Below are 21,291 nucleotides of genomic sequence, written 5' to 3'. Positions count from 1 at the left end.
TTAAAATATGAACTTTCAAGAATCCATCATCCAAGGCATACAGCTCGCATTTCAGAATATATTCAACCATGATCTTCCTTTGGAGCAGATCAGCCTCTCTCCTACCAAAAAGGAATTTGAAGGAAGCTACACTTTTGTGGTCTTCCCTTTTTTGAAAGTGTCCCAAACTTCTCCTGAGAATACAGGCAAACTCATCGGTGACTATCTGAAAGCAAATGTACCGGCCGTGAGTGACTTCAATGTGGTCAAAGGATTCTTGAACCTTGTTCTGAATGAACGTGTTTGGCTGGATCTTTTCCAAAAAATCTACAGCAATCCAACCTTAGGCCAGCTTCCATCCAATGGCCAAAAGGTCATGGTGGAATACTCCTCTCCAAATACGAACAAACCGCTTCACCTCGGACACCTCAGAAATAACTTCCTTGGCTATTCGGTCGCTGAAATCCTCAAAGCCAATGGCTATGAAGTCATCAAGGCCAACTTGGTCAACGATCGGGGTATACACATCTGCAAATCCATGGTAGCCTATCAGCACTTTGGAAATGGAGAAACTCCGGAAAGTTCTGGTCTTAAAGGAGATCACTTGGCAGGAAAATATTATGTCAAGTTTGATGTCGAATACAAAAAACAAATCAAGGAACTCATCGATCAGGGACAATCCGAAGAGGAAGCCAAGAAAAATGCCCCAATACTCCTAGAAGCCCAAGAAATGCTCCGAAAGTGGGAAGCAGGAGACGAGGCGGTTGTTTCTCTTTGGAAGCAGATGAATGTGTGGGTCTATGCAGGGTTTGATGCGACTTATCGCAAAATGGGCGTCAACTTCGACAAGTTTTACTATGAGTCGGACACCTATCTTCTCGGAAAAGATATCGTAGAGGAAGGCCTCGCTAAGGGAGTCTTTTTCAAAAAAGAAAACGGATCGGTGTGGGTAGACCTTACTACTGAAGGTTTGGACGAAAAGCTGGTACTGAGAGGTGATGGAACTTCGGTATACATTACCCAAGACATGGGTACTGCTGATCTGAAATACAGAGATTTTCAGATCGATAAATCAGTATATGTGGTTGGAAATGAGCAGGATTACCACTTTGATGTCTTGTTTAAGATCATGCGTAAGCTGGGCCGTTCCTATGGACCCGGTCTTTACCACCTGTCTTATGGCATGGTGGATCTGCCTACCGGCAAAATGAAATCCCGCGAAGGTACTGTAGTTGATGCAGATGATTTGATTCAGGAAATGATCGAAACTGCAGAGCATCACACCAAGGAACTTGGAAAAATCGAAGGCTTTACCGAAGAGCAAGCCAAGGAACTTTATGAAATCCTCGGATTAGGCGCTTTGAAATATTTCTTGCTCAAGGTAGACCCTAAAAAGCGAATGCTTTTCAATCCTCAGGAATCTATCGAGTTCCAGGGATATACGGGTCCATTTGTACAATATTCACACGCCAGAATCGCAGCGATTTTGAGAAAAGCGGATCAAATCGGTGTGAATTACAGGTCAGCGGATTTTTCACAAGTAAGTGAATTGGCGGAATCAGAAACAGGATTGATCCAGATCTTAAATGATTTTGAGCGGAAAATCAAAATGGCTGGAGACGAATACTCACCTTCTATAGTCGCTCAATATCTTTTTGATTTAGCCAAGGAATACAACCGCTTCTATGCAGAACTTCCGATATTCCATGAAAAAGATCTTGCAATTCAGGCCTTCCGTGTGGCACTTTCGGCACACACTGCCAAAACAATTAAAAAAGGGATGAGTTTGCTTGGTATACAAGTCCCAGAACGAATGTAATTATGAAAACTATTTTAGCGATCCTCTCCATCATCCTGTTAGCCTGTGGCAAAACACTAGAGCGTCCCACCGACAAAGCAAGTTTTCACCCATCCTATGATCAAACTATGGAAAGTTCATTCTATGATTTCAAAATGAAAGACATCAACGGAAAAGAAGTTGATTTCGCCTCTTTCAAAGGTAAAAAGCTGCTTATTGTCAACGTGGCCTCCAAATGTGGTTATACTAAGCAGTACGCACAGCTTCAGGAGCTTTATGCCAACCATAGCGACAAGATTATGGTATTGGGATTCCCTGCAAACAACTTCGGTGGTCAGGAACCGGGTTCCAATGAAGAAATCAAAGAGTTTTGTTCCACAGAATATGGGGTGACTTTTCCTATGTTTGAAAAGATTTCTGTGAAGGGTTTTGATAAGCATCCACTTTACAGATGGCTTTCTGATGCCAAGCAAAACGGCTGGAACAATGAAGAACCGAGCTGGAACTTCTGTAAGTATTTCATCAACGAAAAAGGAGAACTGGTTAAATTCTTCCCATCTTCTGTGACTCCTCTCGATGAGCAGATTTTGAAACTGATTGAAGCCTGATTTCACTGAAATTCATTGAAAAAAGAAATTACAACCAAAAAAGAGGCCTGGCTGCACGCAGTCAGGCTTCGTACTTTACCATTAGCCTTAGCGAGTATCCTGGCAGGCTCTTTCCTTGCCAAATGGCAAGATGAATTCCGTTGGGAAATTTTGCTTTTGGCATCACTCACTACCATTTTCCTACAAATACTGTCCAATCTGTCCAATGACTATGGAGATACAGTTCATGGGGCGGATTCAGCTGAGCGCCAAGGTCCTGTAAGGGCCGTCCAATCGGGAATTATTTCCTTGGCTGAGATGAAGCGGGCGATGTATTTATTCGGCTTTCTATCCTTACTCTCTGGCTTGCTTTTGATCTATTTGGCTTTGGATGACTGGAAATTGTTTCTGTTGTTTTTGGGTATAGGGATCACCGCCATTTGGGCAGCGATTACTTACACCTCAGGCAGCAAACCTTACGGTTATGCCGGATTAGGGGATATTTCGGTTTTTGTGTTCTTCGGATTGACTGGAGTTTTGGGCACCTATTTTCTGCATACGTTAAGCTTTGAGCCCCTTGCAGTATGGATTGCCATTTCATTGGGATGTTTCAGTACAGCTGTACTCAACATCAACAATATCCGAGACATTGAATCCGATGAAAAGGCCGGAAAAAAATCCATTCCAGTCCGCATAGGAAGGAAAAAAGCAGTCCAATACAACTGGGCACTCCTGACCATCGGCTACTTAGCATTGGTGACTTTTGCCATACTCAGTACACAGCACCTTTCCTTGATAGCTACCCTCGCATGGCCGCTTATGATGAGAGTTGGATACGGTGTCCAAAACGCTCAAAATTCTGCCCAAACTGACCCATTTTTGAAGAAAATGGCCTTGAGCACCTTGCTTTGGACCATTCTGTTTGGATTGGGAGTAATTTTCTGATCAAAAATTCGGATTTTACTTTTCTTGAAGTTGATTTTACCTAATTTGGAGAAGTAAAAAATCAACCACCTATGATCAGTGTCTTTGTACCTTACGACTTTTCCCAAACAGCTACTTACGCATTAAATTTCGCCACCAGCCTGGCAAATAATTATTCGAAAATTCAAATCACCGTATTCCATGTAGTAGAAGTCCCTGTTGCAACAGGTATGAGTACTATGGGAGGTGGTCTAGATCCAATTCCAGACTTCGAAAATCAAATATTTTTCATGGAATTGATCGAAACCAGGAAGAAACAGCTAAAGGAATTACAGGAAAAATATAAAGGATCTGCTTTTGATTTTTCCACCAAATTGATCCTAGGCAACGTGTTTAAAGGAATTTCTGATGCCATCATTGAAGCTAAGCCGGATTTGGTAGTGATGGGTTCAAAAGGTGCCTCTGGACTTGAAGAAGTAATAGTAGGCAGTAATACCGAAAAAATCGTCAGAACTGCCCCATGTCCCGTGATTACGATCAAAGATGAAACAGATGTCAAAGACATGAAAAAAGTAGTCTTTGCTTCTGATTTTAGGGATTCTGATGATGAAGTTGCATCCAGAATCAAACGAATCCAAAGCGTATTTGACGCCCAATTTTACTTCGTAATCGTCAATACTCCCGGAAGCTTTGAAACCACCAGAGATTCCATGGCAAGAATTAGAACTTTTGTTCAAAAACACAACTTCGAAAACATCAAAGCAGAGATCTACAACTCCCTATCTGAAGAGTCCGGGATTATCGAATTTGCAGATGATATCGACGCTGATCTAATTGCAATGACTACCCATGGCCGTAAAGGACTTCTACACCTGATCACCGGAAGCATTGCTGAGGATGTGGTCAATCACTCCAAGAGACCTGTTTGGACTCTTAAAACCAAATAATCTAAAAGTCTTACCTTTGAGGCCTGTCTTGATTGAGACAGGCTTTTTTTTTGAAACGCACGATGAGCAAGAAAAACAACGATTGGAAAAAACGTGACGGGGTAGTCTACTCGACTTCGGACAATTTCGAATACAGTTTTGGAGAAAACGATGAAGTGGTAACACTTCCTCCCTCCCAACAAAAACTCAAAGTATTGCTAGACAAAAAGGCTCGTGCCGGAAAGCAAGTCACTTTGGTGGAAGGATTTATCGGAACCGAAGAAGCGCTCAAAGAACTGGGCAAACTTCTCAAAAACAAATGCGGAGTAGGCGGAACGGCAAAAGACGGAGAAATCCTGATTCAAGGAGATCATCGTGACAAGGTGTTGCAAGTTCTCCTTCAAGCAGGATATGGGGCTAAAAAAGCAGGTGGCTAAAAAGGATGTATTGGCTATTTAAGCTCAAGCTTATTCCCAATTTGCCCTTTTTGATTTCCGAAGCAGCAAAAATCCGAGAAAATGGAGTAAAACTTTCTCCGGTTTCAGAATATGCACGATTTGGGATCGGTAAAGAAAAAATACTCATCTTGGGAGAATCTACCGCTGCAGGAGTTGGGGCAAGTTCTATTGAAGACTCTTTGGCTGGCTATTTTTCACGCCTTTTTGGAAATCAGTATACCGTCGAAAACTTCGGTAAAAATGGACTTACAGCAAAGGATGCCTATTCTCTTTTGGAATTTTCCTATCCTTATCGGCCTGATAAAATTAAAGGTTTGATGCTCTTTTTGGGAGCAAATGATTGTTTCAAACTCACCAGTCCTTCAGACTTCCAAAATCACCTGAAAGAATTGATTACCCGTATAAGTTCCGAAAATCAGCCTGAGTGGATCTATTTGGCAGACATTCCACCGGTTCACCTTTTCCCTGCCTTTTCTGCTAAAATGAAAGCATTCCTTAGGATCCAAAGGGATTTCCTTCAAAAAGAAATGATTAAGGTTTCAAGGGAAAATTCAAAAATTGTATTTGAACCCATTTCTCTTGATTTAAGTCCGGATTTTTTTTCAGAAGACCAGGTCCATCCTTCCGACTTGGGATATCATAAAATAGCCAAATTTGCCTTTGAGGAACTCATAAGAAGGAAAACCTTGTGAGGACATTTTTATTCCAACAACTCACCTTTTACCATTCCTTTAATTTTTTTTGATTCATTTCCTGTAGGATTAAGGTAAACCTTAACCCTCGATCTCAGCCAGTAACTCCTCATACCAAGCTTCTCCGTACTTCCGGATCAGGGCCTCTTTTAAAAAACGATAAAGTGGCACTTGGAGGCTTTTTCCCAATTGGCAAGCAGGATCACATATATGCCACCTGTCGTAATTGACCGCGTCAAATTGATCATACTTTGTAATTCGGATTGGATAAAGGTGACAGGAAATGGGCTTTTTCCAAGAAATCTTCCCATCCAAATAAGCCTGCTCAATTCCGCATTTTAATATCCCACGGTCATCATATAGCGCATAGGCACATTCTCGGTTATTGCCTATTGTAGGCGTCACCTTATCCCCATCTTTATCTACCACCCAAGTTCCCTGAGTCTCAATGGCCTGACGACCCTCCTCGGTAATGTAATCTTTGACTATGGGATAGATTTCCTCTAAAATTTGGGTTTCCTCATCCTCAAGGGGAGCTCCGGCATCGCCTTCTACACAACAGGCCCCTTTGCAAGCCTCCAGATCACAGACAAAAAAGTTTTCTTTTATATCATCAGACAAGACGGCATTACCCACAAGAATCATAAATCTATTTTTTGCCAAAGATAATCAATTACCGAAAGGGATCAGATCGGCAAAAAAAAGAACCGCTCCTATCGGAGCGGCTCAACCCAGCACTATGAAGAAAAGCTATTTAAGCCTTTTGAATATAGAACAGGGTTTTATCAAGAAAGTTTTACCGAAGTGAAAAAAAAAATGATTTTTTTTTCAAAAGCATATTTTCACACGGGTTAGGCTTTAGTTTTTTAACCCTTTAACCGAAATTCCCGTACTTTGCACCGTGCAAGTCGTCTTGTCGCTCTCCCGATAACAATCGGGTGGGAGGAAAGTCCGGGCAACACAGAGCGCCATACTTCCTAACGGGAAGGACTTTGACTGGTGACGGTTAAAGGACAGATAGTGCCACAGAAAACAAACCACCCCGAGCTTGGCGAAGGGAAAGGGTGAAAAGGTGGAGTAAGAGCCCACCGCTCCGACAGTGATGAAGGAGGCACGGCAAACCTTATGGGTTGAAAGATCAAATAGGCCTCGGGCAAAGAGCTGCTCGTTCGATTTCTTCTCTTCGGAGGAGAATTCCGGGGTGGGTAGATCGATAGAGTCCTGGTGTGAATCAGGATCGAGATAAATGACAGGAGCTCCGAGCAATCGGAGAACAGAACCCGGCTTATAGACTTGCACTTTTTTACTTAATTTACATCATGCCAAAAATTCTGATCATTGACGACGAGCGATTTATTCGCGCCTCTTTAAGAGAGATCCTTGAATACGAAAAATTTGAAGTTACCGAAGCCCAAGATGGAGAAGAAGGTCTTCAAAAAATCAAAGACGAGGAATTTGATTTAGTCCTTTGCGATGTGAAAATGCCTAAAATGGATGGAATTGAAGTTCTAGACCAGGCAAAGGCCTTGGATAAATCCCCGCAGTTTATCATGATCTCTGCACATGGAAGTATAGAAACTGCCGTGGAAGCTACCAAAAAGGGAGCCTTTGATTTTATTCCTAAACCTCCTGATCTCAACAGGCTCTTATTGACAGTTCGAAATGCATTGGACAAAAAGCAGCTCGTCACAGAAACGAAGGTTCTCAAAAAAAAGCTATCCAAAAAATTCGATATGGTGGGTGAATCCCCAGCCATAGCCCGAGTAAAAAACACAATAGAAAAGGTAGCTCCAACTGATGCAAGGGTTCTGATTACAGGTCCAAACGGTACTGGTAAGGAACTCGTAGCCCATTGGATTCATCAGAAAAGTAACCGTCAGGAAGAGCCTTTTGTAGCTGTTAACTGCGCTGCGATTCCTTCCGAACTTATTGAATCAGAGTTGTTTGGACATGAAAAAGGCGCCTTTACTTCTGCTCATAAGCAAAGAGCGGGCAAATTTGAACAGGCACAGGGGGGTACACTCTTTTTGGATGAAATCGGAGATATGTCATTATCTGCCCAATCAAAAGTTCTCCGTGCCCTACAGGAAAATCTGATCAACAGAGTGGGAAGCGATAAAGACATCAAAGTGGATGTTCGGGTATTAGCCGCTACCAACAAAGACTTGAAAAAGGAAATCGAGGCAGGAAGGTTCAGAGAGGACTTGTATCACCGCCTCAGTGTGATATTAATTCAGGTGCCTGCACTAAAGGACAGGAAAGAAGACATTCCTCTGCTGATTGATAAATTTTTGGATGATATCGCCCAAGAGAATGGAGATGCCAAAAAAAGAATTACTCCAGATGCAGTCTCCAAACTTCAGGAATTTCCTTGGACTGGAAATATCAGGGAATTGAGAAATGTGGTAGAAAGATTGGTGATATTAGGAGAACCCACCATCAGCCTGGAGGATGTAAAAAAATATGCTGACTATTGAGGTCAGCATATTTTTTTAACTGTTGGCTTTTTCTTGTAGCGGGGCCTTTGCGTAAGCAGGACAAGGTTTGCTAGAAGCACAAGCTCCGAGAGCTAAAATACCGATTAATAGTGCGATTGAGGCCAATCTTTTCATGAGTATATAGTTTATTTTTTAATCTTAATCAGATCCAGGAAGGTATACCAGATAGTGCTATGTACGACATGCCCGGCCTTCAAATAGATTTAATTGTTTAAATATGTTTAATAATTTTTAAGATAGCAATTACTGCACCAACAAGTTACATCCCCGGAGTTCTGAGTTGTCAAACCTCCCCAAAACTTCCAAATATCCGCTTTCATCAAATTTTCCCAAATCCTGTGTTTCGATAAAGGCACAGGAATGAAAATTACCCAGGTCAATAATGTTAATTCCCCCCTGGGACCTTCTTGTCCAGGCAAAAGGATCATTGATATCCCTAAGGTAAACGCGCATAGTAGAAGGAAGTGTATATTTTCCATCACCTTTTGAATAAGCTTGGGACATCAACTCTGTCATCCCGTATTCTGAATGAATGGCATCCACCTCAAAATATGCCTTTACTATTTCATGAACTTCCTCTCTGATCATTTCTCTCCTTCTTCCCTTCATCCCTCCAGTCTCCATGACAATCAGATTATTCATCTTACTAAAGCTTCGTTTGGAATCCGCAAGGTCCAATAGGGCAAAGGTAACTCCCAACAGGAGTACTTTTCGATCACTGTCTTTGAGATAATTGAGGTTTTCCAACAGTTCTTCCTGGTTATACAAGTAAAATCCGGAGTGTTCCGATCGACTTTCCTCGATAAAATATTTAGCCATCGAAACCAAGCTACTGCCTGGCCTTTCCAAATAGGCAGGAAGAAGGGCGAGTACATGAAAATCCGTCAATGTTCCATATTCCTTTTCAAAAATCCTCTTGGCATGGCCGAGATACCAAGATTCGGACCAGATAAAATGCTTGCTGGTAATCATTCCTGTAGTCCCACTACTGGAGTAAAAGGAATGAAAATCCGCTGGATTTCCACAAACAACCGAAGCATCTTTAAAAAAACGGATGGGAAGAAATGGGATGTCGGTCAGCTTTTTCACTGAGGAGATTTCAATTCTCCTTGCAGCTATATAGGCTTTATAAACAGCGTTGTGATAAGCCTGAAATTGAAAGAGCTCCAAGGCAAAGTCTTCAAATTGGTCAGGAGCCAAATTATCCAACCTTTCTGAAAAACTTTTGAATTCTAGCATCGTTTTATAATTTGAGTTTTCCAGTGGAAAAAACTTACCTTATTTTAGGAAGTAAATTTACCTTCATCGCATGCGATTCAAAAACTATTCGGGATTATTGTTTGGATTGGCGCTTTTAGGAAGCTCCTGCATCAGCCCTCCCGAAAATTTCCCAAGCGTTCCCGAAATAGAATTTTCAAATTTGGAATATGTCCCAACATCAGGGCCTGACTCTTTGATACTCACATTAAAATTCAAGGATGCAGAGGGTGATTTAGGCTTATCAGCCACTGACATAAACCCTCCTTTCAATCCATACACCTATATTAGAGACCAAGCGGGTAACCTAATAGTTTATTCTAGAAGGCCTGCCCAAGCTCCTACTTTCAATCCAATTGACTGGGTAATAAATCCTATCGTCAATAATCAGGTGGTTAGAGATACAGTTTGGGTTGATCCAAATGAAAATCAGTACAATATTTTTGTAAGGTTTTTCATAAAAAGAAACGGTAGATACACTGAATTTGTCTGGGAGAATCCTCCTTTTTTTACCACGTTCAACGGTCGATTTCCAAGAGTTTTGACTACTGAAGAAGGTCAACCGGTAGAAGGATTTATCACTTATAGAATGTTATCTTCCGGTTGGGAATCTATTTTTAGAAATGATTCTTTAAAAATTGATGTCAGAATCCAAGATAGGGCACTCAATAAATCAAATGAGGTATCCAGCCCAGATGTGACACTTAGACAAATCACGAGGAATTAAAAAAAGAAGAGGCAGTCAAAATTGACTGCCTCTTCTTTTTTATACCCAACGCTTATATGGATGGATATTTTCTGGGGTTGGTTTCATGCATCAGCTGATAAACCTTTTCTACTACATCGTCAGAACTTGGCTTGGAGAAATAATCTCCATCCGAAGAATATGCCGGACGGTGAGCCTTGGCGGGTAAAGTTTGTGGTTCGGAATCCAAAAACTTAAACACATCCTGATGATCCAAGACCTGCTGAAGCATGAAGGCTGTTGCCCCACCCGGCACATCCTCATCTGCGAAAATCACTCGATTGGTCTTTTGGATGGATTTACCTATTACTCCATGGATATCAAATGGAAGCAAAGTCTGAACATCAATCACTTCTACTGAAATTCCAATTTCTGCAAGTTCAGAGGCAGCCTCCATCACGATTCGGCACATACTTCCGTACGTGACTACCGTCACGTCATGACCTTCCCGGAGAATCTCCGGCTTTCCAAGAGGAACGGTGTATTCACCAATGTTATGTGGCAATTGCTCTTTGAGTCGGTAACCATTCAGACACTCGATCACAATTGCAGGATCATCTGATTTGAGAAGGGTATTGTACATCCCTGCCGCTTGGGTCATATCACGAGGCACACATACCATCATTCCTCTCAGTGTAGACAAGATCATACCCATCGGAGAGCCAGCATGCCAAACTCCCTCAAGACGATGTCCGCGGGTTCTGACTATCAAAGGAGCTTTTTGACCACCTTTGGTTCTGTAGTGGAGAGAAGCCAAATCATCAGAAAGCATCTGCAACCCATAAAGTAAATAATCCAGATACTGGATTTCAGCCATGGGTCTAAGACCTCTTAGGGCAGCCCCGATCCCCTGTCCTACAATGGTACATTCACGAATGCCTGTATCAGTCACTCTCCACTCACCATGCTTTGCCTGTAAGCCAGCAAATGCCTGATTTACATCCCCTATTTTTCCCACATCTTCACCAAAGGCAAAGAATCTTGGATCATGTTCTAAAGTATAGTCGAAGAATGCCTGAAGCACTTCCCTTCCGTCTACCATGGGTGACTTTTCATCAATTCGGGCAGGAACCTCCTTTACTTTCAAAGCCGAGAATTCGGTTTCAGTATATAAGTGACTGCTGTATCGATCATGATTCTTTAAAGCTTGACTTTCATACCATGATTTCAAGTCTCCTTTTACCGATTCATTTTCAGCTCGAAGTAGCAAAAGGGCTTTTCTAACGGTACTAATGACATCCTTTCGGATTGGATTTATCGTCTTCTTGAGATCTTCTGCCATTTGAAGCAGAACCACTTTTCTATTTGATTTTTCAGCCGCCCCCCGAATCAAGAGAATGGCCGCTTCCATTTCATCTTTGATTTCCTTGGAAAAATCATTCCATGCAGCGTCTTTTTGTCGCTTAACTTCCGCCTTTGCTTCTGATTCAATTTCATCTAATCGGTCAGCGGTAGTTATCCCATTAGAAATAATGTACTCGCGAAACTTGGCAATACAGTCCCATTCTTTTTCCCACTGAAGTCTTTCGGCAGACTTATATCTCTCATGGGATCCTGAAGTAGAATGTCCCTGCGGCTGAGTCATTTCATCCACATGGATAAGGACAGGTACATGACCCGTTCTTGCCAAATTTCCGGCATAAGAAAATGCCTGCACCAAAGCTTCATAGTCCCAACCTTTAACTCTTAAGATTTCAAAGCCTTTTTCTGTTTCAGTACGCTGGAAGCCCAACAATACCTCGGAGATGCTTCCTTTGGTCGTATGAAATTCTTGAGGTACTGAAATCCCATACCCATCATCCCAGATAGAAATTACCATAGGGACTTGGAGTACTCCTGCTGCATTGATTGATTCGAAAAACATCCCCTCAGAGGTAGATGCATTCCCAATAGTTCCCCAAGCCACCTCATTACCATTTACTGAAAACTGGGTTAAGCCTTTCAAACCTTTATTTTCTCTAAACAATTTGGAAGCATAGGCCAAGCCGAGCAACTTAGGCATTTGTGCAGCAGTCGGAGAAATATCAGCCGCTGAGTTATACATCTTGGTCAGATCTTTCCAGGTACCATCTTCATGAATCGACCGGGTGGCAAAGTGCCCATTCATCAATCGACCGGCACTGGCAGGATCTGCCTCCACGTTGGTATGAGCATAGAGTTGGGCAAAATATTGCTGAACACTAAGCTCGCCCAGGGCCATCATAAAGGTCTGATCACGGTAATATCCCGATCTGAAATCACCTTTCTTGAAAGCCTTCGCCATAGCGATTTGAGCCAATTCTTTACCATCTCCAAAAATTCCAAACTTGGCTTTCCCCATAAACACTTCTTTCCTTCCCATCAGGGAAGCATGCCTACTCAGGACTGCTACTCTGAAATCCTCCAATATTTCCTTTTCCTGAAGTGTGGGCGATTCTAAAGCCCTAGCTTGTGATTTTACTGCCATACTTTTGTTTTTACTAAAGCTATTTTGGGTTTGGGTTACTTAGATGTTTTCAAAAATAGCCAAAAACCTCGGTTGTGCAAATTTCTCATTTAGTATTTTACCATTTATTATTTGGATAAGTTTATTTATAAAGGAATAACAAGAAATATAATTTTGATTTTTTTCAATATACAGTTGATTTACTTGAAAAAAATGAAAATGGAGAAAAGGGGCATTTGAAATAATTTTCAGAAAAAAATTTTCAAAATTTTCGTTTTTTAAAATTTAAATTTTGGAATAATATGATCTTTTCAAAATAAAAATAAAATAAACTTCCGAAAAACAAATAATGACAAAATGGTATCCAAATACTATTTTCCAAATGGCTTTTATGAAGTGCATTGCTTCTTATCTTTGCGACAATTATTGTAAATCCAAATAGACTTAGCCATGATTATAGGTGTTCCAAAGGAAATCAAGAACAATGAAAATCGCGTTGCACTTACCCCAGCCGGTGCAAAAGAATTGATTAAAAGAGGTCATACCGTTTACGTGCAACACACAGCTGGTGTAGGCAGCGGATTTTCAGATGCTGAATATGAGGCAGCTGGAGCAACAATTTTACCAACCATTGAAGCGACTTATGAAATCGCCGAAATGATCATGAAAGTGAAAGAGCCTATTGAATCTGAATACAAACTCATCAAGGCTAACCAACTTTTATTCACCTATTTTCACTTTGCCTCCTATGAGCCCCTGACCAAGGCTATGGTGGAAAGCAAAGCTGTATGTCTGGCGTATGAAACGGTCGAAAAAGCAGATAGAAGCCTTCCGCTCTTGGTGCCTATGTCAGAAGTGGCCGGAAGAATGGCGATCCAAAAAGGTGCTAACTATTTGGAAAAACCTCTTGGAGGCCGCGGAATTCTCCTTGGTGGTGTACCAGGAGTCCTTCCTGCCAAGGTATTGATCCTCGGCGGAGGCATTGTAGGAACGCAGGCAGCTTGGATGGCCGCCGGAATGGGTGCCGATGTGACCATCATGGACGTTTCTCTTCCAAGAATGAGATACCTGGACGACGTGATGCCAAAGAATGTAAAAACCATGATGTCCAACGAATACAATATCCGCGAAATGATCAAGCATGCTGATCTCATCATCGGTGCGGTATTGATCCCTGGAGCAAAAGCTCCTCACTTGATCACCCGAGATATGTTAAAGGACATGAAAAAAGGAACCGTTGTGGTGGATGTAGCTGTAGATCAAGGCGGTTGTATTGAAACCTGTAAGCCAACCACTCATGAGAATCCGACCTATATCATTGACGATGTGGTTCACTATTGTGTAGCCAATATGCCAGGTGCGGTTCCTTACACTTCCACTTTGGCTTTGACCAATGCTACCCTTCCTTATGCGATCCAACTTGCTGATAAAGGCTGGAAAAAAGCAGCAAATGAAAATGCTGATTTGGTTCCAGGATTGAATGTGATCAACGGAGAAATCGTGTATAAGGCCGTAGCAGATGCATTTAACATGCCTTACACTCCTGTAGAAAACTTCTTGGCTTAATCGAGAACCTCTATAGATCAAAAATCCCACTGGAGAGATACAGTGGGATTTTTTATTGCCTAGACTTGCCAGGTTTTGAAAACCTGGCAGGTTTTTCCTATGCTTTTCGCACAAACTCCGACTTGAGAGCCATCGATCCAAAACCGTCAATTTTGCAGTCGATATTGTGATCTCCTTCCACCAATCGGATGTTTTTCACTTTAGTGCCAGCTTTGATCGGTTTTGGCGCACCCTTTACAGGAAGATCTTTGATGGTGACTACTGCATCTCCATCCGCCAGAATATTCCCATTGAAATCTTTCACGACCAATCCGGTCTCGATTTCTTCTTCACTTTCAGAGGGGTTCCACTCAAATCCACAGTCAGGACAGACCATCAGGCCGTCCATTTCATAGGTGTACTCAGATTTACATTTGGGACAAGGCGATAAATTTTCCATAGGTCAAAGATAAAAATAATTTATACCTAAGCCTTGTCCTCATTTACTATTCCCTCAATTTACTAAGGATTGAGTGATCTGAATAAGTTATTCATATAGTGAGGTCAACAACTGATGGAGTACAAGATCCATCATATCAAGATCAAACTGACGACCACCTCCATAGACCACTCCCGAACTGATGCCCATCCAAGCGATTTCATTTGATTTGGTGTCCTGAATCAAAAAAATTGCCTTACCGATCATTCCTGAATTAATGATTGAATTTCTTCCACCACCGCTGGGATTCCTATTACCTGAATTGGTAGCACTGTAAAAAGGGCCCGGAATAGAATAATAGGATATTCCTGCACTTTCTATGAAATCTCGGGAAACAATCAATCCCTGAATCAAAAAATCAGGATTTTCTGAAACTTCCTCAAATCCAAATTCAACCAGTTTGTCTCTGAAAGTAAGTTTGAGCCGTTCATTTCTTTTGTCAGAATAATCCTCTTCTACCATTTTAAAAGTCTGATATTCTTTCAGCAATTCTGAATTGGCCAGGGTGTCTATAGAGACAGTTTCGGAAACCTTGCATGAACCCAAAACAAAAACCAAAGCGAGTAAAGGGAGGAAGTTCTTCATATTTCAAGGTTTATATACCAATTGACTAAAAGTACGAATTAATCAATAATTAGTTCGGAATCAACCAACTATTTAGAAATTCATTCTAAAATTGACTCCTGAGAGACCCAAACTGACATTTTGTATCAAACCCGGAATCTCTTTTCCATGAGCCTGATGAAAGCCATACATGACCGCATCGAAAGCCATGAGAAAAGCCCCTTGCAAAATCACCGATTTCCCAAATCCCACCAATCGGGAGTTTTCTGTTCTCAGTCCTCTTTCTTTCATGTAAAGTCCACCTGCCATATACGAAACGTCGAGAGCTGCATTAACCAAAAGAATTTTCTCAATGCTTTGCTGTGCCTCCATGGTTGCCCAAAAATCCGTTCCCGGAACTTCTTTCGTCGCTTGATAGTAACCAAATCCGGCAATGGCAAGATTCACCGCATTCCAATACAGATTCATCTGATGAAAAGCCTTGACCTCTCCTGTAGTTTTACTGGCTCCTATCCCACCCCAAACCATATTGCCGATTGCCCAACTCCCTAAAATCAACATCCCGCTTCTGTTGTAGTCAAGGCGAGTCCTATTGAATTCCTCTAGAGCAGGTATTTCCTGTGCGATCAATGGAAATGAAACCAGAAAGAAAAATAAGATCAAGACTGATCTAAATGGAAGGTTAGAGGATGTTTGCATGATGATACAACCTACAAACTTTTTGATTGGTTTTAAATCGTTCTTTGTTCGACGTTCAGCGTTGGACATTCGCTATTTTTATTGAATCATCCATTTTTGGTTTGTCGAAAAGTTCTGGGTATTTACTTTTTCTGCATATCCGCTTTCTTACCAGAAAGTTAAGCGAGCTTAAAAAATTTCTAGAAAAGGTTGAAATCTGGAATGCTTCGGTCATCGGTCTTCCGACCCATTAATCGAAGAATATTTGGCTGGTGGTGCTATTGCGGATAATCATATTACTTTTCCAAAATTCTCTACTTTAAAAAAGTTTTTGGTCCCTTCTTCGGTCTTCAATCTTCCGTCTTCTGTCTTCCTTCTCCGGTCTTCCCTCTTTTTCACATCCCCACCGTATCCCAAATCATCTTCAGCCCAAAATAACAAATCAAGATTCCCACTCCTTTATTCAAAAATCCTCTCAATCTTGGCGTCAATAGGTGCGCAAGCTTGCCCGCTAAATAGGCTTTTCCTAAATCAATCCCAAAAACCGTCAAGAGGAGTCCGAAGTAGTAAAAAAATCGATCTGCAGATCCCCAATCGCTTTTGGAAGACACCAAGCTCGCAATCGAAATCCAAAAGAGCATCACAAAAGGATTGACTCCATTGACTCCAAATCCTTTGGCAAAGGCGGTTCTCTTTTTGGCTTTTGCCAAAATCAGTCCTCCCGAATTGGGACGATCAATGACTTTTTTTCTCCAAAAACTAATCCCAAAATCGATCAAAATACAGCCTCCCACGTAACCCAAGCCCTTTTCAATCAATGGGTATTGGGTCAGGAAACTCACGCCAAAGTAGGTAATCAACACATAAATCAAGTCACTGACCAATATCCCTAAGGCCAACACCACTGCGACTCGAAACCCTTGCTCCATAGTGGTCGTGATCAGCATAAAGAATACAGGCCCTACCATCAATGACAGTAAAAAGCCCATTCCAATTCCTTCCAAAATCGCAGCTTGCATCTCCAAAAGTAGCCTGTACTGACCTATATTTGTTTGTCCACCCAACGCAAAGTTTACCACATGAGCATACAAGCCAACCTAGAGTCTGTCAAAAAGTCCTTCGTCAATCCCGACTGCAGGCTTATCGCAGTCAGCAAAACCAAGCCTCTGGAAGACCTCCGGGAAGCTTACGAAGCGGGAATTCGGGATTTTGGTGAAAATAAAGTCCAGGAAATCCAAGCCAAGCAACCCGAGATGCCTGCCGATACCCGTTGGCACATGATTGGCCACCTGCAAAGCAACAAGATCAAATACATCGCCCCGTTTGTCCATTTGATTCATGGCGTGGACTCTTTCAAACTCTTGAAAGAAATCGACAAGCAGGGGAAAAAGATCGACCGGGTCATTCCTGTTTTGCTTCAGATCCATATTGCCGAAGAGGAGAGTAAATTCGGTTTTGATGAAGTTGAATTGGAAGAAATGTTAGCTTCTGAAGAATTTAAGACCCTTTCCCATGTAAAAATCCGGGGATTGATGGGGATGGCAACTTTTACTGAAAATCAGGAGCAAATCCGAAAAGAGTTTCGAGAACTCAAACTCCTGTTTGAAAAATTGAAGAAAAGACCTCTTCCCGATTTCGTCCAAATGGAAGAATTATCGATGGGCATGAGCGGAGATTATCAGATCGCACAGGAAGAGGGGAGCACGATGGTCCGGATCGGTTCGGCCATATTTGGAGCAAGAAATTATTCACAAGGATGAAGGGAAAAAACATACTAGTTATTGCCGGGATTTCCGGTGCCTTGGCCGTAGGTCTTGGAGCTTTTGGAGCCCATGGTTTGGAGCCGCTTTTGATCCAAAACGGAAGATTGGACACCTTCGAAACTGCCGTCAGCTATCATTTTTACCATACTTTAGGTTTGGCGGGATTGGGAATTTTAGCTTTGATCAAGCCGGACTGGAAAGGCTTGAATTTGGCAGCTTGGGCAATGTTTTTGGGTATTTTAATCTTTTCAGGATCCCTGTATATCCTCTGTCTGACCGGAATTACCTGGCTTGGGGCGATTACCCCGATCGGTGGAGTTGGATTTATTTTGGGTTGGCTGGCTTTGGCCTATGCCGTTTTGAAAAATGCCTGATATGATCAAAAGAGGCATATTCTTTTTTCTCCTTCTGTCCTTCCATTTCCAGCTTTTTGCCCAGATCAAAAAGGAAAACTATCTGGCCTTGGAAAAAGCCCTCGGGCCAGAGAGCTTTTTCAACGGGCATTTGACCGGTTTTATGCTGTATGACCTAGACTCCCAACATGTGGAGTTTGAGAAAAACAGTCAAATCCGAATCTTGCCAGCTTCGACTACCAAGCTGTTTACCTTGTTTGCTTCTTTGGTGGTTCTTCAGGACAGCACACAAACGCTGCGATATGTCTCCGCCGGAGACACCTTGAAAATATGGGGAGCGGGCGATCCAACTTGGAAGTACAAAGAATTTGCGCAACCCGACTTTCAAAAGATTATTGGCAACCACACCATCATCCAATTTTCCGATGCCAATAAAGTTTCTCCGGCCTTCGGCTACGGCTGGCAATGGGACGATTATTACTATGATTATTCGGCAGAACGGAGTTCACTGCCGATTTATGGCAACTTGGTTCAGGTTCAAAAAAATGGAAATCAACCGGTAATCAGCCCTTCCTTTTTCCAAAATCAGGTGTTCACCACTACCAAGACTGTCAAAGAACTGGAGCGGGACTTTCACAGCAACCGATTTTTTTACAATCCTTCGACTTTTCTGGGAAGAGAACGGTTTATTCCTTTTTTGAACACACCAGAAGTTTTTGTCCAACTAGCGGAAGCAGAAACGGGCAAGAAATGGATCTACAAACCTGAGCCTTTGCCGGTCGATCATAGGCATTGGAGAGGTTCACTCCTTACACCGATTCTTAAGGAGATGATGCTGGAAAGTGACAATTTCCTGGCTGAGCAGTTGCTTTTTATGGTTTCTGACCGACTCTTTCAGACCTTGGATACCGAGCGGGCCATCGAGTACATGCTCAAAACCTACCTCTACGACCTCCCCGATCAGCCCAAATGGGTAGACGGAAGCGGGCTGAGTCGGCACAATCTCTTTACTCCGAGATCGATGGTGACCTTATTCGAAAAGTTGTACCGACTGCTTCCCGAAGCCGAACTGAATGAATACTTAGCCATTGGCGGAAAAACAGGAACCCTGAAAAACAGCTTTCAGGCCGCACAGCCCTACATTTTTGCAAAAACCGGAAGCATGAGCAACAACTACAGCCTCGTGGGTCTGATCAAAACCAAAAGCGGGAAAAATTATGCCTTCGCCTTCATGAACACCAACTTTCCCTACCCTGCATCCACCGTAAGAAAAGAAGTGGAAAAGGTGATGGTGATGGTGAGGGATAGGTTTTAAGTCAGATTTAGGTTAGGTTTTCAGGTTGTCGGGTTTTCTAGTTATCAGGTTGTCTCGTTGTCGAGTTATCTGGCCAACTTGCATTAAGCCATTTTTGATTTTTGGGAATTGGGTTGTCACAAAAGAAATTCTATGCCTAATAGGTTGAAAAATTAAAAATGAGACAACTCGAGAACAGGACAACTGGACAACAATCAACTACTTTTCACTTCGCCAAGCTGGTAAAATATTTTTAAAAATTCTCCTGAGACTGTGTAAGGTTCCACCTAGCCTTTAGTCTAAAGAAGAAAACAAGCAAAAACCATGAACAAGCTAATTCTTCTTTACCTCTTCATTTTTGGAAGTCTTACCCAAGCACATGCGCAAGAACTTAAAGTCACAGTTTCTGGCCGAGGGCCTAAAATCATCCTGATCCCCGGACTGGCATCTTCGGGCGAAGTTTGGGATGAAACAGTGGCCCAACTTTCCCAGAATTACGAATGTCATGTATTGACCCTTCCCGGGTTTGGTACCAATCCAGCAGTAGAGATGCCCTTGGGATTTTTAACAACCATGGAAAAACTAATCACCGACTATATAGCGGCACAAAAAGAAAAAGTCACGCTTATCGGACACAGCCTGGGCGGATTTCTCTCGCTCAGGCTCTCCCGGAGTCTCCCCGATCGCATCCAAAAAGTCGTCATCGTCGACTCCTTTCCCTTTTACTCCGCTGCCTTTAATCCGGCAGCCACCGAAGAAAACATGGTAGGAATGGCCTCCCAGATGAAGCAACTGATGCTTTCCCAAAGTCCCGAGCAATACCGCGCTCAGCAGCAGGCAAGCATGCCCATGATGACCATTAATGCTGAAAAACTCCCAATCGCTGTTGAATGGTCCATGCAGAGTGACCGAAGCACCACAGCGGAAGCTTTCTACGAGTTGATGACCACGGACTTCAGAGATGAATTGGCGGAGGTAAAGACACCCATTTTGGTGTTGGGAGCTTGGGCCTCGGGCAAAAACTATGGATTGACTGAGGAGAGCGTAAAAAAATCGTTCTCCGACCAATACCGATTGGCGGAAAACGTCCAAATTGAACTGGCTCCCACGGCCCACCACTTCATCATGTGGGACAACCCAGAATGGTTTATGGAAAAGTTAACCTCCTTTCTCCAATGAAAACCCAAAAAGAACAGGATTTTGAAGCCTTGTACCAAAGTCACAAGGACAAAATCTACCGTCTCTGCCTGGGTTTTGTCAGGGAAAAAGATCTGGCCAATGACCTTTTCCAGGAAATCCTGATCAAAATCTGGAGGAACCTCGAAAGTTTCAAAGGCGAAAGCGAGATCAGCACCTGGATCTATCGAATTGCTTACAATGCGGCTTTGACTTTCACTGCCAAGGAAAAGAAAAAGTCTGAGCAGCAAACCGAGTTTCCTGAAAATCTGGACCTTGCCGAACCGGAAAACTACTCCCAAGAACAGGAAATCAGACTACAAATCCTCTATCAAGCTATTTCTGAACTGCCAGAACTTGACCGAATCATTGCCACCCTTCTCTTGGAAGGCACTGCATATAAAGCAATCGCAGAGATCAGCGGAATCAGCGAAAACTATGTGGCCGTCAAAGTCAATCGCATCAAAACTTCCCTCACCCAAAAGCTCAACCCTCAAACACATGGAAACTAATTTCAACGATATACAGCAACTCTGGCAAAGTCAAAAAGCCAGCAATTTTGACATCCAAGGTTTGATCTCGGGCCTCAAAAAGACCGAAGAAAAACAGCGGAAAGAACGAATAGCCATCGCAATCATCACACCTTCCACCTTGGTTTTTTTATTTGCAGTAATGCCTTGGGGCGAAAGCAAAGCAATCCTTTTTAGCCTGTTGGTCATTGCCGCAGCGATGCTTTGGGTGGGATGGCTAAGCTTCAGTTCGGCACTGAAGCCAAGCGATGATTCGGAAAGTTTCTCCAACAAAGCCTACATCGAAACCCAACTCACCAAATTGAAACAACGCTACAAAATCGCCGGGACTTACATGTATTTCTATGCGTTTTTGCTGGCCGCAGCGATCAATGTGGCTTATTTTGTCCTGCTAGAACCTTTATCAGCTACCATTCGGATCAGTGTTCATTTGGGTCTTACGGTAATGATGTTTGTGGTCATGCATATCAGCGTCCGCAGAAGAATCAAAAAATACGACCAAACCCTCAAACCCATCATGGAACAGTTGGAAAAGATGCTGCTGGAATTGAAGGGCTAATTTTCCACAATTTGAATTTAAGGAATGATGCCAAGTGGCGA

At 42.5% G+C, this 21,291-nt stretch carries 22 protein-coding genes and 1 other RNA gene; 16 read left to right on the top strand and 7 right to left on the bottom strand.

Annotation, left to right across the window (positions count from 1 at the left end; genetic code table 11):
* The first annotated feature begins 7 nt into the window (after window positions 1-7).
* From argS to DDT91_RS19705, 6 genes are all read left to right on the top strand, one after another.
* Window positions 8-1,798, top strand: coding sequence for an arginine--tRNA ligase (argS, locus tag DDT91_RS19730; RefSeq protein WP_187177923.1), 1,791 nt, complete (start codon window positions 8-10; stop codon window positions 1,796-1,798).
* Window positions 1,799-1,800: 2 nt separating this feature from the next.
* A complete protein-coding gene (locus DDT91_RS19725) occupies window positions 1,801-2,385 on the top strand; it encodes a glutathione peroxidase (RefSeq protein ID WP_187177922.1) in 585 nt (194 codons plus the stop codon).
* Between the two features lie 15 nt (window positions 2,386-2,400).
* Entirely contained in the window at window positions 2,401-3,309 is a 909-nt protein-coding gene (locus DDT91_RS19720; protein ID WP_187177921.1) for a 1,4-dihydroxy-2-naphthoate polyprenyltransferase, read from the top strand.
* 71 nt (window positions 3,310-3,380) lie between these two features.
* Window positions 3,381-4,235: a universal stress protein gene (locus tag DDT91_RS19715; RefSeq protein WP_187177920.1), complete on the top strand. Its 855-nt coding sequence runs from the start codon at window positions 3,381-3,383 to the stop codon at window positions 4,233-4,235.
* A 62-nt stretch (window positions 4,236-4,297) separates the two neighbouring features.
* Window positions 4,298-4,651, top strand: coding sequence for a translation initiation factor (locus DDT91_RS19710; RefSeq protein WP_187177919.1), 354 nt, complete (start codon window positions 4,298-4,300; stop codon window positions 4,649-4,651).
* 5 nt (window positions 4,652-4,656) lie between these two features.
* Window positions 4,657-5,364: an SGNH/GDSL hydrolase family protein gene (locus DDT91_RS19705; RefSeq protein WP_187177918.1), complete on the top strand. Its 708-nt coding sequence runs from the start codon at window positions 4,657-4,659 to the stop codon at window positions 5,362-5,364.
* Between the two features lie 81 nt (window positions 5,365-5,445).
* On the opposite strand, the gene DDT91_RS19700 is transcribed toward DDT91_RS19705, so the two are convergent.
* Window positions 5,446-6,009, bottom strand: a complete 564-nt coding sequence (locus DDT91_RS19700) for a DUF3109 family protein (protein WP_187177917.1) — start codon at window positions 6,007-6,009, stop codon at window positions 5,446-5,448.
* Window positions 6,010-6,264: 255 nt separating this feature from the next.
* Between DDT91_RS19700 and rnpB the strand changes: the two genes are divergently transcribed.
* Together rnpB and DDT91_RS19690 are read left to right on the top strand one after the other, a co-directional pair.
* Window positions 6,265-6,668: RNase P RNA component class A (rnpB, locus tag DDT91_RS19695), an RNA gene on the top strand.
* A 15-nt stretch (window positions 6,669-6,683) separates the two neighbouring features.
* Window positions 6,684-7,841 carry a sigma-54 dependent transcriptional regulator gene (locus DDT91_RS19690; protein WP_187177916.1) on the top strand — a complete coding sequence of 386 codons (1,158 nt, stop codon included), beginning with the start codon at window positions 6,684-6,686 and terminating at the stop codon, window positions 7,839-7,841.
* Window positions 7,842-8,105: 264 nt separating this feature from the next.
* Here the strand turns inward: DDT91_RS19690 and DDT91_RS19685 are convergent, their stop codons facing one another.
* A complete protein-coding gene (locus DDT91_RS19685; protein ID WP_187177915.1) occupies window positions 8,106-9,101 on the bottom strand; it encodes an acyl transferase in 996 nt (331 codons plus the stop codon).
* 214 nt (window positions 9,102-9,315) lie between these two features.
* On the opposite strand from DDT91_RS19685, the gene DDT91_RS19680 reads away from it, so the two are divergent.
* Window positions 9,316-9,846 (top strand): hypothetical protein, encoded by a 531-nt coding sequence (locus DDT91_RS19680; protein WP_370539345.1) that lies wholly within the window; start codon window positions 9,316-9,318, stop codon window positions 9,844-9,846.
* Window positions 9,847-9,898: 52 nt separating this feature from the next.
* Here the strand turns inward: DDT91_RS19680 and DDT91_RS19675 are convergent, their stop codons facing one another.
* Window positions 9,899-12,310 carry a thiamine pyrophosphate-dependent enzyme gene (locus tag DDT91_RS19675; protein ID WP_187177913.1) on the bottom strand — a complete coding sequence of 804 codons (2,412 nt, stop codon included), beginning with the start codon at window positions 12,308-12,310 and terminating at the stop codon, window positions 9,899-9,901.
* 429 nt (window positions 12,311-12,739) lie between these two features.
* Here DDT91_RS19675 and ald point away from each other — a divergent pair, with 429 nt between their 5' ends.
* A complete protein-coding gene (ald, locus tag DDT91_RS19670) occupies window positions 12,740-13,855 on the top strand; it encodes an alanine dehydrogenase (protein ID WP_187177912.1) in 1,116 nt (371 codons plus the stop codon).
* Window positions 13,856-13,952: 97 nt separating this feature from the next.
* Here the strand turns inward: ald and DDT91_RS19665 are convergent, their stop codons facing one another.
* The 4 genes from DDT91_RS19665 to DDT91_RS19650 form a co-directional block, all read right to left on the bottom strand.
* Window positions 13,953-14,294 carry a zinc ribbon domain-containing protein YjdM gene (locus tag DDT91_RS19665; RefSeq protein ID WP_187177911.1) on the bottom strand — a complete coding sequence of 114 codons (342 nt, stop codon included), beginning with the start codon at window positions 14,292-14,294 and terminating at the stop codon, window positions 13,953-13,955.
* An 87-nt stretch (window positions 14,295-14,381) separates the two neighbouring features.
* The gene (locus tag DDT91_RS19660) at window positions 14,382-14,918 is read right to left on the bottom strand and encodes a DUF4136 domain-containing protein (RefSeq protein ID WP_187177910.1); all 537 of its coding nucleotides are present in this window, start codon (window positions 14,916-14,918) and stop codon (window positions 14,382-14,384) included.
* 72 nt (window positions 14,919-14,990) lie between these two features.
* Window positions 14,991-15,596: a hypothetical protein gene (locus DDT91_RS19655; RefSeq protein WP_187177909.1), complete on the bottom strand. Its 606-nt coding sequence runs from the start codon at window positions 15,594-15,596 to the stop codon at window positions 14,991-14,993.
* Window positions 15,597-15,970: 374 nt separating this feature from the next.
* Window positions 15,971-16,594: a LysE family translocator gene (locus DDT91_RS19650; protein ID WP_187177908.1), complete on the bottom strand. Its 624-nt coding sequence runs from the start codon at window positions 16,592-16,594 to the stop codon at window positions 15,971-15,973.
* A 60-nt stretch (window positions 16,595-16,654) separates the two neighbouring features.
* On the opposite strand from DDT91_RS19650, the gene DDT91_RS19645 reads away from it, so the two are divergent.
* From DDT91_RS19645 to DDT91_RS19620, 6 genes are all read left to right on the top strand, one after another.
* Window positions 16,655-17,335, top strand: a complete 681-nt coding sequence (locus DDT91_RS19645) for a YggS family pyridoxal phosphate-dependent enzyme (protein ID WP_187177907.1) — start codon at window positions 16,655-16,657, stop codon at window positions 17,333-17,335.
* Window positions 17,332-17,712 carry a DUF423 domain-containing protein gene (locus DDT91_RS19640; RefSeq protein ID WP_187177906.1) on the top strand — a complete coding sequence of 127 codons (381 nt, stop codon included), beginning with the start codon at window positions 17,332-17,334 and terminating at the stop codon, window positions 17,710-17,712. The genes DDT91_RS19645 and DDT91_RS19640 overlap by 4 nt, the downstream gene beginning before the upstream one ends.
* A gap of 1 nt (window position 17,713) precedes the next feature.
* Window positions 17,714-19,006, top strand: coding sequence for a D-alanyl-D-alanine carboxypeptidase (locus DDT91_RS19635; RefSeq protein ID WP_187177905.1), 1,293 nt, complete (start codon window positions 17,714-17,716; stop codon window positions 19,004-19,006).
* Window positions 19,007-19,309: 303 nt separating this feature from the next.
* Window positions 19,310-20,164 (top strand): alpha/beta fold hydrolase, encoded by an 855-nt coding sequence (locus DDT91_RS19630; RefSeq protein WP_187177904.1) that lies wholly within the window; start codon window positions 19,310-19,312, stop codon window positions 20,162-20,164.
* A complete protein-coding gene (locus DDT91_RS19625) occupies window positions 20,161-20,673 on the top strand; it encodes an RNA polymerase sigma factor (protein WP_187177903.1) in 513 nt (170 codons plus the stop codon). Before DDT91_RS19630 ends, DDT91_RS19625 begins: the two co-directional genes overlap by 4 nt.
* Window positions 20,663-21,250, top strand: coding sequence for a hypothetical protein (locus DDT91_RS19620; RefSeq protein ID WP_187177902.1), 588 nt, complete (start codon window positions 20,663-20,665; stop codon window positions 21,248-21,250). Before DDT91_RS19625 ends, DDT91_RS19620 begins: the two co-directional genes overlap by 11 nt.
* Window positions 21,251-21,291: the final 41 nt, after the last annotated feature.

Source organism: Algoriphagus sp. AK58 (assembly GCF_014324365.1).
Taxonomy (GTDB): Bacteria; Bacteroidota; Bacteroidia; order Cytophagales; family Cyclobacteriaceae; genus Algoriphagus.
The sequence above is the reverse complement of the archived record's forward strand: the minus strand, read 5'-3'. Positions and strand labels throughout refer to the sequence as shown.